This is a genomic window from Pantoea sp. Sc1, assembly GCF_000255315.1.
GTDB lineage: Bacteria > Pseudomonadota > Gammaproteobacteria > Enterobacterales > Enterobacteriaceae > Pantoea > Pantoea anthophila.
Window position 1 is genome coordinate 42,218 of the sequence record NZ_AJFP01000003.1, and the last position, 14,566, is coordinate 56,783.

General features: G+C 55.1%; 12 protein-coding genes and 1 pseudogene. 5 read left to right on the forward strand and 8 right to left on the reverse strand.

The features are described 5' to 3' along the window. Window positions 1-152: 152 nt before the first annotated feature. Complete coding sequence (locus S7A_RS19890) at window positions 153-1,220, reverse strand: LacI family DNA-binding transcriptional regulator (protein ID WP_033736869.1); 1,068 nt, start codon at window positions 1,218-1,220, stop codon at window positions 153-155. Window positions 1,221-1,417: 197 nt separating this feature from the next. Here S7A_RS19890 and S7A_RS19895 point away from each other — a divergent pair, with 197 nt between their 5' ends. From S7A_RS19895 to S7A_RS19910, 5 genes and pseudogenes are all read left to right on the forward strand, one after another. Further along, complete coding sequence (locus S7A_RS19895) at window positions 1,418-2,587, forward strand: Gfo/Idh/MocA family protein (protein ID WP_009093159.1); 1,170 nt, start codon at window positions 1,418-1,420, stop codon at window positions 2,585-2,587. 10 nt (window positions 2,588-2,597) lie between these two features. Next, window positions 2,598-3,662 carry a Gfo/Idh/MocA family protein gene (locus tag S7A_RS19900; protein WP_009093161.1) on the forward strand — a complete coding sequence of 355 codons (1,065 nt, stop codon included), beginning with the start codon at window positions 2,598-2,600 and terminating at the stop codon, window positions 3,660-3,662. 104 nt (window positions 3,663-3,766) lie between these two features. Further along, on the forward strand, window positions 3,767-5,323 hold the full coding sequence (locus S7A_RS19905; protein WP_009093162.1) for an MFS transporter: 1,557 nt from the start codon (window positions 3,767-3,769) through the stop codon (window positions 5,321-5,323). A 125-nt stretch (window positions 5,324-5,448) separates the two neighbouring features. After that, window positions 5,449-5,763 (forward strand): annotated as a pseudogene (locus tag S7A_RS21055) (glucuronate isomerase); the annotation flags it as partial. 186 nt (window positions 5,764-5,949) lie between these two features. Next, window positions 5,950-6,654 (forward strand): haloacid dehalogenase type II, encoded by a 705-nt coding sequence (locus S7A_RS19910; protein WP_009093163.1) that lies wholly within the window; start codon window positions 5,950-5,952, stop codon window positions 6,652-6,654. Between the two features lie 22 nt (window positions 6,655-6,676). Here S7A_RS19910 and S7A_RS19915 read toward each other — a convergent pair whose 3' ends face one another. The 7 genes from S7A_RS19915 to arnC all read right to left on the reverse strand — a co-directional run bounded on the left by S7A_RS19915 (window position 6,677) and on the right by arnC (window position 14,566). After that, the gene (locus tag S7A_RS19915; protein ID WP_009093164.1) at window positions 6,677-8,206 is read right to left on the reverse strand and encodes a Fic family protein; all 1,530 of its coding nucleotides are present in this window, start codon (window positions 8,204-8,206) and stop codon (window positions 6,677-6,679) included. A gap of 149 nt (window positions 8,207-8,355) precedes the next feature. Beyond that, entirely contained in the window at window positions 8,356-8,721 is a 366-nt protein-coding gene (arnF, locus tag S7A_RS19920) for a 4-amino-4-deoxy-L-arabinose-phosphoundecaprenol flippase subunit ArnF (protein ID WP_009093165.1), read from the reverse strand. Then, on the reverse strand, window positions 8,718-9,038 hold the full coding sequence (gene arnE, locus S7A_RS19925) for a 4-amino-4-deoxy-L-arabinose-phosphoundecaprenol flippase subunit ArnE (protein ID WP_009093166.1): 321 nt from the start codon (window positions 9,036-9,038) through the stop codon (window positions 8,718-8,720). Before arnE ends, arnF begins: the two co-directional genes overlap by 4 nt. Continuing rightward, window positions 9,038-10,705, reverse strand: coding sequence for a lipid IV(A) 4-amino-4-deoxy-L-arabinosyltransferase (arnT, locus tag S7A_RS19930; RefSeq protein WP_009093169.1), 1,668 nt, complete (start codon window positions 10,703-10,705; stop codon window positions 9,038-9,040). The genes arnE and arnT overlap by 1 nt, the downstream gene beginning before the upstream one ends. Further along, window positions 10,705-11,607, reverse strand: coding sequence for a 4-deoxy-4-formamido-L-arabinose-phosphoundecaprenol deformylase (arnD, locus tag S7A_RS19935; RefSeq protein WP_009093171.1), 903 nt, complete (start codon window positions 11,605-11,607; stop codon window positions 10,705-10,707). The genes arnT and arnD overlap by 1 nt, the downstream gene beginning before the upstream one ends. Further along, window positions 11,607-13,586 (reverse strand): bifunctional UDP-4-amino-4-deoxy-L-arabinose formyltransferase/UDP-glucuronic acid oxidase ArnA, encoded by a 1,980-nt coding sequence (arnA, locus tag S7A_RS19940; protein WP_009093173.1) that lies wholly within the window; start codon window positions 13,584-13,586, stop codon window positions 11,607-11,609. Before arnA ends, arnD begins: the two co-directional genes overlap by 1 nt. Then, window positions 13,583-14,566: an undecaprenyl-phosphate 4-deoxy-4-formamido-L-arabinose transferase gene (gene arnC / locus S7A_RS19945; RefSeq protein ID WP_009093174.1), complete on the reverse strand. Its 984-nt coding sequence runs from the start codon at window positions 14,564-14,566 to the stop codon at window positions 13,583-13,585. The genes arnA and arnC overlap by 4 nt, the downstream gene beginning before the upstream one ends.

The window sequence follows — 14,566 nt, forward strand, 5'->3', positions numbered from 1 at the left end:
GCGGGCGTAGCATATTTACATTATTAATAACGCTTCATAAATTAAAACTATAAATAGCAATCATCATTCATTACTGATATTAAAATGGCAGATATCCACATCAGTCGCATAAAACAACACCATCTTTAATTCCATAAATTTTAACCACATCCTCAATCAAATTGGTTATTGATTTCTTCACGGGCAGCATGGCGTGTCGCATTCGCTACGGTTCCGCGATCTACCAGTTTCCCCTGTAACAACAGATTATAAATTGGTGAATGTGGGCGATTAAGGCGGTTCTGAATAAGCTGAATCGCTTCGTAACCTAACTCACGGCAAGGAACGGCAAAGCCGGTAACAGGCATCTCAGGTGAGCCTTCCAGCCGACTCGCCAGGTCAGTGGTCATTATCGAAATATCTTCGGGCACCCGGAGACCTCGTGCCAGCAGCACATTCTGAACACCAGTGACAATGCCCTTGCCACCCGGCAGAATCACATCCGGCCACTGGTCCCGTGGGTGATCATCCAGCCAGCGATTCAAGGCAGTCTCCGTGTCTCGTGATGAGTAAGCTTCAATCACAATCAAGTCATGCTGTGCATTAAACGGCATATGAAAGTGGCGATAAGCATGCTTGATCCCCTCCAGACGCAAAAATAGCGTTTCGCGTCGCAGGCAGGTCACGGTTAACACGCGTCGATGCCCCTGTTCAAACAGATATTGCATTGCGGCAAAACCAATTGCCCGATGATCCGGTGATACTGCATCCAGCATCATGTCTTTATCACGCGAGTTGATTAGCACGCAGGGTTTACCCAGTGACGAGGCCAGATTGAAAATAGCTTGATCGTCGGTGCCAATAATGATGATCGCGCTTATATTTTTCGCCCCTGCTTTTTCCAGAAACAGTTTCACATCGGCCCGTTGCTCTTCCAGAGGACAATAACTGATATGGACATCGTGAGATGCACAGGCCGCAGCAATACCACGGGTAACTTCGAGGTAGAAGTGATCTCCGCGCGGAGTGAATGTGCGTCCCGGAGCAAAGACGACGATGTCATTAATCAGAAGGCGACCACTTACCATGTCCTGCAATACGCCGAGTCGACGCGCGCAATTAACAATCGCTTCCCGTGCTTTCTCGCTGGTATAGGATTTGCCGCTCAACACGCGTGAAACTGTACTTACTGAGTAACCGGTCAGGGTTGAAATTTCATCCATCCGAAGCTTGCCAGCCATAATGTGATCTCTATCCCAATCAGTTTTTGCAAATTTTTGCAAACGTAATGCTATGACATTACAACTATTTTACATCGGGTTCCCAAGTATTCGCCCTGCTCTGCGAACATTCTCACAAAAAGAGTTTGCTCCTTTCACTGCCCTTTTTTTATGTTCGCCCCAGGCATCTTAATAACGGTAACAGGTGGAGAATCCCGATGTTAAAAGTTGCGATAGTCGGCATGGGCAATATTACCCATTCACATATCCAGGCGTTTTTACAATTTCCTGAGCGAGGCAAAATTGTCGCAGTTGCCGATGTCTATCCGGAAAAAGCGCGCGAGAAATTACAGCGTTATGGTTTGCATGATGTACGGGTTTATAGCGATCTCGGGGAGATGCTGGCCGGGGGTGATGATATTGATGTGGTGGATGTCTGCACTCCGCCTTATGTGCACGCAGAAAACACCATTACAGCATTGCAGGCAGGTAAGCACGTACTGTGCGAAAAACCTATGGCCGCCTCGCTTGAGGAGTGCGATGCAATGATCGCGGCTCAAAAAGCGAGCGGGAAAATATTGTCGGTAGTGGCCCAGAATCGCTTTACCGACGCCTTCTGGCGTCTGAAAGCCGCCGTTGACTCCGGGCTGGCTGGCAAAATTTGCCATGCGCAGGTGGATTCGTTTTGGTGGCGCGGCCACTCCTACTATGACTTGTGGTGGCGCGGTACGTGGGAGAAAGAAGGCGGCGGCTGCACCCTTAACCATGCGGTACACCATATCGATGCCATGCAATGGATACTGGGTGCGCCGACTGAAGTCGTCGCCATGATCAGCAACGTGTCACACGATAACGCGGAAGTCGAAGATCTCAGCGCCGCCATATTCCGCTATCCCAATGGTGCCTTGGCACAGCTGACAGCCTCCGTAGTCCATCACGGCGAAGAACAGAAGATCGTGTTGCAGGGAGAAAAAGCGCGTCTCTCAGCACCGTGGAAAGTCGTCGCTATGCAGGCGGCGGAAAATGGTTTCCCGGAAAAAGAGAACAACCTTTCACTTGAAAGCGAGCTTGAACGTTTTCAGGCGGATATGCAGCCACTTGCCTGGACTCTGCACGCCGGACAGGTTGATGACTTCTTCTCCGCCATCGAGCATCAGCGCACACCGTTGGTTGACGGCGAGCAGGGTAAACGCTCACTGGAACTGATCACCGCGATCTATAAATCCGCCATCGTCAGAAGCACGGTCTCACTGCCGATTGCACGTGATGACACCTTCTACCGTACCGGCGGATTAATCGCCAGCGCCCCACACTTCTATGAAAAACAGTGTTCGGTAGAAAACTTTGCCGACGTCGATGATATCCCTCTGGGTAAAAACTTTGCGTGAGAAAATAACCATGAACAAACAGGATGGCATGAACTACGCACCGAAAGGTAAACCACTGCCGGTGGTACAGCCTGGCGAATTTGTTATAGCGGCAACCGGCCTTGATCATGGCCACATTTACGCCATGTGCAATGGCTTAACGGAGGCCGGCGCGACGCTGAAGTGGGTCTATGATATCGATCCGGCCAGAGTGGATAAGTTTGTACAGCAATTCCCTCAGGTTAAGGTGGCAGACTCACTGGAGACTCTTCTGACTGACCCGCAGGTTCAACTGATTGCCGCAGCGGCAATTCCGTCACAACGCTGTGCGTTAGGCCTGAAAGTGATGGCTGCGGGTAAGGATTATTTCACCGACAAAGCGCCTCTCACCACTCTCGAACAGCTCGAAGATGCTAAAGCAATGTGCGCCCAAACCGGACGCAAATATGCGGTTTACTACAGTGAACGCTTGCATGTGGAAAGCGCAGTATTTGCCGGGCAGTTAGTAGAAAAAGGGAGCATTGGGCGGGTAGTGCAAACCCTCGGTACCGGCCCGCATCGGGAAGGTATCGGTCGCCCCGAATGGTTCTATCAGCGCCGCTATTTTGGCGGCATTCTGTGTGATATCGGCAGCCACCAGATTGAACAGTTCCTCTATTACACCGGCAATAGTGATGCCACTGTTGTTGCCAGTCAGGTGAGGAATTTCCATCATCCGCAGCATCCACAATTTGAAGACTTCGGTGATGCCATGCTGGCTGGCGAAAATGGCGCTACAGGCTATTTTCGCTGTGACTGGTTCACGCCTGATGGCTTATCCACATGGGGTGATGGACGCATGACACTGCTCGGTACTGATGGTTATATCGAAATCCGTAAATACACCGATTTAACGCGTGGTGAGCAGGATGTGGTCTATCTGGTTAATAAAGAGGGGGAGTTTCGCTATACCGTTTCTGGCGAAGTCGGTTACCCCTTTTTCGGCCAGTTAATTAAAGATTGTATCAACCGTACCGAACATGCCATGACGCAGGCGCATGCGTTTAAAGCAGCTGAACTTTGCGTCAAAGCGCAGATGTTAGCTAACGCGTCATAACGCATCTGTTTAATACGTTGAGTTCCAATTCTGTTGATAACAATAGCGGCAGGGCATTGCACCTTGCCGTTAATACAACCCCTACCAGAACAGGAATCGGATCGATGGTTAAACCTACAGAACGTCGTGTGGGCTATGGCGTAGCCATTGGCTACGGCTTAACAGATTTATTTGGCGGCGGTGCTTTTGCCGTTATCGGCACCTGGCTGCTGTTCTTCTATACCACCTACTGCGGATTATCCGTATTTGAAGCGGGATCGATATTTGCCATCGCCCGCGTGATCGACGCAATATTAAGCCCGATTATGGGGTACATTACGGATAATTTCGGTAATACCCGACTGGGGCGTAAATTTGGCCGCCGCCGTTTCTTTCTGCTTATCTCCTCGCCTTTAATGTTGTTGTACGGTGCATTGTGGGTAACGGATATGGGCTACTGGTATTACCTGGGTACCTATCTCACCATCGAATTACTGTCGGCAATGGTGCTGGTACCGTGGGAAACACTGTCGTCAGAAATGACTAATCGCTTTAGTGAACGCACACGTCTCTCAGGTGTCCGCCTGATGTTCTCGGCGCTTGGTAGTTTCCTGGCAGTTTCCGTGCCAGGTCTAATTATGCAATACACCGGCAAAGATAACGCCATCACCTATACCCTGACTGGGGTAATCTTCTCGGTGATCTATTGCATCTCGGTATTTATTACCTGGCTGACAACCTGGGAAGCGAAAGATATTCAACCTGAGCAGGATATTGCACAGCATCCCGCGCGAAAAGGTGGTTTCACGGCACATTTTAAATACCTTTTTCTGGACCTGGCCTCTTCATTCCGGATTAAAGCTTTCCGTCAGCATCTGTTGATTTACCTGTTTTCCTTTACCGCGATCGACGCGTTTGTGGCGGTATTTACCTACTTTGTCATTTATGGTCTGAAACAGGATGCATCCCTGGCGTCATTGCTACTAAGCAATATGATGTTTATGTCCATTCCGGGCACGTTTATTTTTATGATGTTACTCGGCCGTTTCAATATGACGCCGTCTAATGCCTTACGTATCGCTTACCTGGGTATTATGGCTGTATTTATTTTTCTGTTTGCGATTTATCAATGGCAATGGCAGGTGCCTACGCTGGCCTTTAGCGCGGTATTTCTGTTCCTGGGGATTATGCGTGCTGGCCTCATTTATATTCCGTGGAATATTTACAGCTTCATTCCCGACATTGATGAAATGGTGACCTGTAAACGGCGCGAAGGGATCTTTGCCGGCGTCATGGTATTAACGCGAAAAAGCTCGGTAGCGGTCGCCATATTTATGATTGGTGTGGTGCTGCAGGAGAGTGGTTTTGTAAAAGGCAACGGTTCACAACCGGAGAGTGCCGTGCAGGCGATCGTTGGATTGATGGTGTTTGTCACTGCTGGTCTTCTGGCCGTTAGTTTCTGGCTGACTTTCAGGTTCAAACTAACCCAGCGCAGCCACAAATTATTAGTTAAAGAGGTGGCACGCCGTAAACTCGGCGGCACGCCGGCGCAGTGCGATGAAGCAACCCGGGCCGTGATTAAAGAACTCACCGGTTATGCCTATGACGAAGTCTGGGGAACAGCGCGCACGAAAACCAGCAGCGATACGGCGATTAGTCGCGAATTGAAATCGAAGCTTTAACCACACTACAGCGGAGCCATCAAACCGGGACTTACTGATGAGCCAATTTATGATTATCACAGCCATTTGAATCCACGAGAAATGGCTGAAGATCCCCGGTTTGCCAATCTGAGCGAGATAGGGCTGGGAACTTTCAGACGGCGGGCATCGCGGGTAAGGTCCAGTTTGGCTCGGCCTGGTGGTTCAACGATCAACAGTACGGGGTGCTGCGACAGCCGGAACGGGTCGCACAGACAGGACTTCTGAGCCAGTTTATCGGTATGTTGACCGGTTCACGCAGTTTTCTATCCTGTCCGCGTCATGAATACTTGCGGCGTATTCTGTGTAACCTGCTCGGTTAGTGGGTCAGGAATGGCATATTACCGGATGATGAGAAGCGGCCCGGAAGCATGGTGCAGGATATCTGCTTTAACAACGCAGGACGTTATTTTACGCAGTAATCGTGACCAATCTGCAGGACCACGTTGCATTATAGCCCGGCAGTTGCACTATGGCACAATTCGCTTTAAGCGGTTTCACAGCCTGAATTACAACGACACGCAGCCCCCGTTCTTGAGCAATCCTTCCCGGTGTCCTACCTTCAATCAGCGCCCTTAACGCCTCTCATCAAGCCAACCGGAGTCAAGATGACTAACAATCCCAACCCCCATTCCTGCAGCGACACCCTCTTTTTCGATGTCAATGAGACCCTGCTGGACACCACCGAACTGAATCAGGTGGTCGCACAGCGACTCGGTGACCGGCCGGAACGTGCCGAAGCCTGGTTTACCTCGGTGCTGCACCACTCTCTGGTCGAATCCGTGACCGGCAGCTGGCATAGCTTTGATGATATCGCCGAAGCGGTGCTGAAGATGACGGCTTCGCGTTACGGTGTAACCCTGCCTGAAGAAGCAACGCCCCTGGCTGACATTATCGCCGCAATGCCGCCGCATCCTGATGTCGCCGCAGGGCTGACTGCCCTGCAGCAGCAGGGTTTTACGCTGGTTGCGCTGACCAACTCCTCTGCCGCGCTGGCTGAACAACAACTCAGTTCAGCCGGGCTGGCACCGCTATTCGCCCGCATTCTCAGCGTGGAGCAGGTTAAGGTTTATAAGCCCGATCTGAGAGTTTATCAGTGGGCAATGAAAGAGATGGGCAAGCCTGCCGCAGAGTGCATGATGGTGGCGGCGCATGGCTGGGATGTCGGTGGCGCAAAACGGGCAGGGATGAAGACCGCATTTATCACCCGCAAAGGCCAGTCACCTTATCCACTGGCGCCTGCACCGGATTTGATCGTCAGCGATACAGGTGCGCTGGCCGCACAGCTTAAACGGCTCAGCTTAACGCAATGACCGGCAGATCAAATCCGGGCATTCAGCCTGCCTGTGTCTCAAATGCCGATCTGACCGCTTCCACGATGCGTCCGGACAGCGTCGCGTCGTCCAGCATCGGGAACGTTTTTTTAAGCTTGCCTGAGATCTGCCAGCCATTTTCCTTCAGCGAACGAATAATCCGGCTTGCATCCTGATCGGGCATTTCCACAACCTCTTTCAGACGCTGCTGCGCACGCTGAAATATGACTAACACGCGCGCTTCATCTGCCATTTCTGTTCGAACGGTGTGCTCTATCACTCTGCACGTATAGAGCACATGCTCGGTTAGGTCGGGATAACGCCAGGCGAAGCGGGCATCCTCATAGTCGCTGAAAATGAAGTTACTTTGCGTGCCATCTTCATAGGTTTCGAGTTCACCAAACCGATAGCAGCCTGCATAACGCCGCATAAGCCGTTTAGAAAACACGTCCAGCGTGCGATCGTAACCGACGCGAAAGTCCATCGAGCTGGTGATGGTGGCCGAGACGGGCAGAATGACCCCATCCGGTATCGCTCCGTCACGAATCAGCGTGTCATTAATTAAAAAGCGATGGATCCGGCCATTGCCATCGCGCATGGGATGGATATAGACAAATCCAAACGCAATAACAGCGGCACGGGCCAGCGGCGCGGCTCCGTGCGTCGCCTGTTCAAAGGCTTTCAGCCCCTGCATGAAACGAGGAACATCATCATAGTGCGGCGCAATATAGTGGACGATATCTTCACGCATTGTCGACTGCCCGACAAATACCGGCGAGCGTCGCAGACCCAGTCCCAGTGCATCCTGTCCCAGAATGCCCTGCTGTATCGTGTGCAGGCTGACATCGTTGAGCGGATCGTCCAGCTGACCGCAATACTGCGCGATAACGTGGGCAAACCGCTGAATGCGATCGCCCTGGTCCGACTCTTTCTCGATCAGAAAACTGGCGCGTGACTCTTTAAATGTCAGCCAGCTGGCGGTGCGCATCAGAATATCTGCGCCAAAGGCCTTATCCAGATCTGAAAAAGCAGCGTTGAGATCGAACGCCAGCGCCTGTTCAACGGCAGCTGTTCTGCGCACCAGGGGGCAGAAATCGATCGATCCCGGCAGGTTATCGTTAATGCGCCAGCGTCTGCTGCGTTTCACGGTGGTTCGGGTCAGATACGCTTTCGATGAAATCGCGTCAATATAGCCACCATTAGTGACATCGGGCACCTGCAGCAGATTACCGGTCAGCCACTCATAGAAAAACCCTGCCCGACGCGCATATTGTCCGAACGGCTCCTGACGACACCACGCCTCCAGAGGTTCCGGCCCGATTGCCGTAAACAGGCGGGCAAAAAACTCCAGGTGGATCTCTTCATATTTGAGGCCAAAAGCAAAATGCCCGGCAAAATCATCTTCCGGCTGATAGCCAGGAGGATAGTAATTTTCCACCTGTCCCTGACTGTCATGATGAGAACGTACCGTTCCAATCGCTGATTTCACACGCAGTGGCTGCGCCAGTCTGATTGCATAACGTTCGCGCAATGCGCTAAAGCCGACCAGCATACTGAATCCTTTATTTTTCACGCTAAAACGCTAACAGAAAGGATTTTTATCACGAAAACGATAATTTCGCTACGCCAACCCGGCTAATCTTTGCCCGAAAACGTGAATAAAAAAGAGAGTTGATGCGAAAACAGTAATGCAGACCCTATTCAGGGCTTAACCACGATGCACAAAAGCCCGATGACAATCATCACCACGCCCGCCAGGCTATGCCAGCTGAACGCCTCATGAAATACCGGCAGAGAAACTGCAGCCAGCCAGACCAGCACATAACTCAGGCTGAGCAGCGGATAGACCCGGTTCAGGGGGAAATGTCCCAGCGCCCGGATCCAGCAGAGCATGGAGAGGCCATAGGCGCCCAGCCCCGCCACCAGCAGCAGGGCGGGCAGTAGGCCGATAGCGGGCAGTGACGTCAGGCTGCTGACATCGGGCAACTGCGGCATCGCCCAGCGCATCATCAGCTGCGCCGCCGAGACCAGCAGCACGCTGCAGGCAACCCATCCATACCCTTTCATATCTGACTCGCCATCAGCGCCACGCCAGTGACCACCAGCAGCGTGCCGGTTATCTGGCGCGGCGTTAACCGTTCACGCCACAGGAGACGTCCGGCCAGCGCCACAAAAATAAAGTTAAGGCTCAGCATCGGGTAGGCCTGGCTGACCGGCACCCGCTGCAGCACCAATAGCCAGAGGAGCATCGCAACGCCCAGCAGCAGCACGCTCACGCCAATCCAGCTCAGGCGCGTCCGGCGGGATACCGCCCTCGTCGCCTGCTTCTGGCAAAGCTGTGCGCTGCAGCTGAGCAGACTGACCAGAATAATCAGCAGCAGCATTACTTCGTCTGGCTGTAGTAGAGGCAGACCAGCCTGCCCTGACGATAGACGGCGTCCGGCACCGGCACATCCTCATCGATATCGCTGTGAACCGAGTCCATCAGCAACAGCAGCGACACGCTCCCCTCGCGACGATGTGGGGCAAGCCAGCCGGCGAAATCTGCCCGTGAAACAAAACGGGACTGTGCATCCGGGTAGCCGAGCCCATATTCCAGTTCCCCTTTACTGTCATAGAAACCGATATCGCTGCGCTGCAGGTGCCAGGCGGCCGCAGAGGCGATGCCAGGGTTATCAGCCAGGATAAAGCGGCTGGTGGCCAGTTGCTTACTGATAACCGCCACAAAGCGCTGTGGCTGTTTGGCATCGCGGATCTTATCGGGGATGGCCGCACCGATAACCAGCGCAAGGCCCAGCGGGCAGAGTGCCGCCGCCAGCCAGCGACGCGAGGAAGAACGGCAGCTGTACGCCCCCACCAGCCCCCAGCAGAGAAATGCCACTGCCGCCAGCACCAGCTTCAGCATCTCATGCGTGGCGAACAGCGGATGATGCGTCAGACTCCAGGGGGCCAGCACCAGCAGTACGGCGGCCAGCGTCAGGATACCAAATATCAGGTTCAGCCAGCCATTCAGCGTCAGGGCGCGCCCTGCCCGCTGCGCAGCGTTCAGGCCATAATGGGCCATCAGCAGTGACAGCGGAACAAAACAGGGCAGGATATAGGTCGGGAGTTTGCCCTTAGCCAGACTGAAAAACAGCAGCGGCATCACCGTCCAGCTCAGCAGATAGAGCGCACCGGGATGCTGATGACGCTCACGCCAGCCCGTAAGCAGAGCCCCCGGCAACAGTGCCAGCCACGGCAGCGTGCCCAGCAACAGAATCGGCAGGTAATACCAGAATGGGGCTTTGTGCTGCGCATTCGCCTCTGCGAAGCGCTGGATATGCTCGACCCAGAAGAAGTAGTGCCAGAAATCGGGAGCCTGATGATAAATGGCCAGCACCCAGGGCGCGCTGATTGCCGCAGCAGAGAGCAGCGCCAGTGGGCCGAAGCAGAGCAGCTCCGGCACTCTCCTGCGCCAGATCGCCCAAGGCAGGATTGTCAGTACCGGCAGCGCCAGTGCCAGAAAGCCTTTGGTCATGAATCCCATGCCGCAGGCCAGCCCCAGCAGCAGATAGCCGCCCACGCGCCCGGCGCGTCCACTGGCCTCTGTCGCCAGCCAGAAGCTGCACATGGCGGCCGCCAGCCAGAGCATCAGCATCGGATCGAGCACCGCATAGGTGCCGACCCCATAGACCAGCAGCGAGCTGAGGAAAATGATCGCGCCGGTGATCGCGGTTCGCGAGGAAGCAAACATCCGCCTGCCGAGCCAGAAAATCAGGGCGGCGGTCAGGGCAGTGGAGAATATCGAGCCGGCCCGTACGCCAAAATTATTGTGGCCAAACAGCCACTGACCCAGCGAGTTAATCCAGTAACCCGCAATCGGTTTTTCAAAATAGCGCAGGCCGAAAAAGTGCGGCGTGATCCAGTTGCCGGATGCCAGCATCTCCCGGCTGATCTCCGCATAGCGGGTTTCATCCGGCTGCCAGAGATCGCGGAACACTGGCGGGACAAGGTAATAGAGGATAAAAAAGCTGAAAAACAGCAGCCATATTGTCTGGTTACGTATCCGCACTAGTTCGCCTCTTCCATCCGTTTCTGGCAGCCCAGCCACCCTTCCCGTCCGGCAATTTCGCCTCTGACCACCCGGCCTAATGGCAGCGTCGTCAGATCGGCGGGCAGCAGTTCACTGAGCGGACAGAACTGAATGCCGTTATCGGCGGCCAGGGTCAGGAGGCGATCGAAGTCCGGGTAGCCGATGATCCCCTCCACTTCGGCGTGAACGGTGTAAACCGCCCCCTCTTCCGCAGCGAGCATTCGGGTCAGAATGAAGTCGTTGTACCCCTCTGCGCTGACCTCACGCCCCACCACCTCATCCCAGGTCGGCAGCGTTACCGGGATCTGCACCGTCCCAATCTGCCCGTCTGGCAGCACCGGCCGGAACGGGCCGCTACCGCGACAGTCGCTGTTGTAAGTGAATCCGAACGGCTGTTTAGCGGCGACCACCCGGCCATCCGCGCGCCATCCGGCCACGGCCGAGCAGCTGACCGGATGGCCGAGGATCTCACTCAGCAGGTCGGTGCCGCGCGCTATCTGCTCTGCCAGCTTTTCCTGCGGCCAGACGCCCGCCCAGGTCTGCCACGCAAAGTGGTCCCAGGCGTGCAGTCCCACCTCATGCTGACGGGTGGCGTCCTGAATAATGTGCCGCAGACGGCGCCCCATCTGCTTGCCTGGCCACGCCGTTCCGGCCAGCAGGATATCCCAGCCATAGAGCGACGCGGCCCGGGAACGCACCATTTTCAGGAGAAAGGCCGGCTTCACCAGCCGCCAGAGATGGCGGCCCATGTTGTCCGGCCCCACACTGAAGAAAAAGCTGGCCCGTACAGCATGACGCCGGAACAGCGTAAGCAGCGCCGGCACGCCCTGCTGCGTGCCGCGCCAGGTATCTACGTCAATCCGCAGACCGATCTTCTTCATCACTTGTCAGCCTGTTGCTCAATGGTGCGCAGGAAGAAGTCGAGCGTGTTGTCGATGGTGACATCCATCGTCACGGTTGGGGTCCAGCCGAGTAAGCGGCGCGCATTGCGGATAGCAGGTTTGCGGTGCTCCACATCCTGATACCCTTTTCCGTAGTAGCTGCTGCTCTCCACTTCGCGGAAACCGGCAAACGGCGGGAACTGGCTGCGCAGCGGGTGACGCTCAAAGCTCTCCAGCAGCTGCTCGGCCAGCTCTTTGATACTGGCTTCGTTGTCCGGGTTACCGATATTGATGATCTGCCCATCACAATTCTGCTGTTTGTTCTCGATGATGCGGAACAGCGCCTCCACGCCATCTTTGATATCGGTAAAGCAGCGCTTCTGTTTGCCGCCGTCAATCAGCTTGATGGGCGAACCTTCCACCAGGTTGAGGATCAGCTGGGTAATGGCGCGGGAGCTGCCGATACGCGCGGCATTGAGGTTGTCCAGACGCGGTCCCATCCAGTTGAACGGCCGGAACAGGGTAAAGCGCAGCCCCTCTTTTTCGCCATAGGCCCAGATCACCCGATCCAGCAGCTGTTTGGAGACCGAATAGATCCAGCGCTGTTTGTTGATCGGCCCGACCACCAGGTTGGAACAATCTTCATCGAAGCTGTCATCGGTACACATGCCGTACACCTCAGAGGTGGACGGGAAAATGATGCGCTTCTGATACTTCACACAGTCGCGAATGATTTTCAGGTTTTCTTCAAAATCGAGCTCAAACACGCGCAGCGGATTGCGGGTGTACTCAATCGGCGTGGCGATCGCCACCAGCGGCAGGATGACGTCACATTTCTTGATGTGATACTCAATCCATTCGGAGTGGATAGCGATGTCCCCTTCGACGAAGTGGAAACGCGGATGGTCGAGGAAGCGGCTGATGGCATCGGAACTGATATCCAGGCCATACACCTCGAAATGCGCATCCTCCAGCAGCCGTTCGGTAAGATGGTTACCGATAAAGCCGTTAACGCCGAGGATCAGCACCCGGGTGCGGCGCTGGAGCGCCGACTGCGGCTGCGAATAGAGCAGCGCGCCAGGCACCATGCCCAGACTCTGCGCCAGCTGACTGCCGTTCATATAGACGCCATGCTCGGACTGCCCGGTCTGGATTTCAAGCGCCCCTTCACCACAGGCAATCAGGAACGGCTGCTTAGAGATTACCGTGCCCGGTCTGGCCTGATGCGGCTCGTGATGAACCCGGCTCTTCCAGACAATGAAGCGGACCGATCCGGCGAAGGCAAAGGCGCCAGGCCAGGGATCGGTGACCGCTCTGACCAGATTGTGAATCGTCTGAGCAGGCTGGTTCCAGTCAATCCGTCCATCTTCGGCGGTGCGACGGCCCACACGGGTCGCCTGACTCTCATCCTGGGGCCACTCACTGACCTCACCCTGACGCAGACGAGGTAAAACGTCGCCCAGAAGCTGCTCTGCGACACTGATGAGTTTACGGTGCAGGGTCAGCGCATTGTCGTGGTCGTCGATAGCCACCGCCTGCTGCGCCAGAATATGACCGGCATCGGCACGCTTTACCATGCGATGCAGGGTGACACCCGTTTCGCGTTCACCGTTCACCAGCGCCCAGTTTAGGGGTGCCCGCCCCCGGTATTTTGGCAGCAGCGAACCATGCAGGTTAAAGGCCCCTTTTTGCGCGCATTGCAGGATCTCATCGCTGAGCAGATGGCGATAATAGAAGGAGAAAATCATCTCTGGCGCCATGCTGCGGATACGATCCAGCCAGATCGGGTGATTCGCCTCGTCGGGCGCATAGACCGGGATGCCATGCTCTGCCGCCAGACGCGCAACCGAGCCGAAAAAAGGATTTTCGGTCGCCACATCGTTGTGGGTGAAAATGGCGGTGATCTCATAGCCTGCCTTCAGCAGCGCATTGATGCCGACACAGCCCATATCGTGATAGGCGAAAACGAGGGTCTTCATGATTGAGTATCCTGTACTGATGGCTCTTCTGGAGCCTGAACAATGCGTTGAACGAAATAGCGCGGACGCGCCCGAACGTCGTTATAAATGCGCCCGATGTACTCCCCGAGCAGTCCCATGCCCACAAACTGGGCACCCGTAAACATGAACAGCACGGCAAACAGAACAAAAACGCCATCCCCCGCCCAGGCCGCACCAAAGAAGAGGCGCAGAACAATCAGCACCAGCGAGAAAGCGAAGCCAGCGAGTGCAATCAGGCTGCCGATAACGCTGAGCAGTCGCAGGGGGGTGGTGGTCAGGCAGGTCACCAGGTCGTACATCAGGTTGATCAGGCGCATAAAGCTGTATTTCGAGTCGCCAAATGCACGCTCAGCGTGGATCACCGGCAGTTCGATGGTGTGACGGGCAAAGGTGTTCGCCAGAATCGGAATAAAGGTGCTGCGCTCGTGGCAGTTGAGCATCGCCTCAACGATGTGGCGACGATAGGCGCGCAGCATACAGCCGTAATCCCCCATCGCTTTGCCGGTCACTCGCTGGATCAGCCGGTTGAGCGTGCGCGAGGCTTTACGCCGGAACCAGGTGTCCTGGCGCTGCTGCCGGACCGTGCCGACTACGTCATAGCCCTGACGCGCCGCCTCAACCAGCCGCGGGATCTCCTCCGGCGGGTTCTGCAGATCGGCATCGAGCGTGATAATCAGATCGCCACGCACCTGACTGAAACCGGCCATGATGGCGGAGTGCTGCCCGTAATTGCGGTTGAGCAGCACACCGATGACCCGGCTGCCGGGTGCGGAAGCCGCCTGCTCAATCAGCCCGGCGGAACGGTCACTGCTGCCGTCATCGACCAGCAGGATTTCATAGTCCATCTGCAGTGTGTCGCAGGCGGCAGCGGTGCGCTGAAGCAGCTCCGGCAGGCTCTCCTGCTCGTTGTAGACCGGGATAACCACGGAGAGTCTGTTGATCGGTTTATTCTCACCCAT

What these genes read in the sequence shown, in the direction of transcription:
- S7A_RS19895 (WP_009093159.1), top strand. Translation starts at nt 1,418, where the DNA reads ATGTTAAAAGTTGCGATAGTCGGCATGGGCAATATTACCCATTCACAT.
- S7A_RS19915 (WP_009093164.1), bottom strand. Translation starts at nt 8,206, where the DNA reads ATGCTGGTCGGCTTTAGCGCATTGCGCGAACGTTATGCAATCAGACTG.
- arnC (WP_009093174.1), bottom strand. Translation starts at nt 14,566, where the DNA reads ATGGGTGAGAATAAACCGATCAACAGACTCTCCGTGGTTATCCCGGTC.
- arnE (WP_009093166.1), bottom strand. Translation starts at nt 9,038, where the DNA reads ATGCTGCTGCTGATTATTCTGGTCAGTCTGCTCAGCTGCAGCGCACAG.
- arnF (WP_009093165.1), bottom strand. Translation starts at nt 8,721, where the DNA reads ATGAAAGGGTATGGATGGGTTGCCTGCAGCGTGCTGCTGGTCTCGGCG.
- arnD (WP_009093171.1), bottom strand. Translation starts at nt 11,607, where the DNA reads ATGAAGAAGATCGGTCTGCGGATTGACGTAGATACCTGGCGCGGCACG.
- arnA (WP_009093173.1), bottom strand. Translation starts at nt 13,586, where the DNA reads ATGAAGACCCTCGTTTTCGCCTATCACGATATGGGCTGTGTCGGCATC.
- S7A_RS19905 (WP_009093162.1), top strand. Translation starts at nt 3,767, where the DNA reads ATGGTTAAACCTACAGAACGTCGTGTGGGCTATGGCGTAGCCATTGGC.
- S7A_RS19910 (WP_009093163.1), top strand. Translation starts at nt 5,950, where the DNA reads ATGACTAACAATCCCAACCCCCATTCCTGCAGCGACACCCTCTTTTTC.
- S7A_RS19900 (WP_009093161.1), top strand. Translation starts at nt 2,598, where the DNA reads ATGAACAAACAGGATGGCATGAACTACGCACCGAAAGGTAAACCACTG.
- S7A_RS19890 (WP_033736869.1), bottom strand. Translation starts at nt 1,220, where the DNA reads ATGGCTGGCAAGCTTCGGATGGATGAAATTTCAACCCTGACCGGTTAC.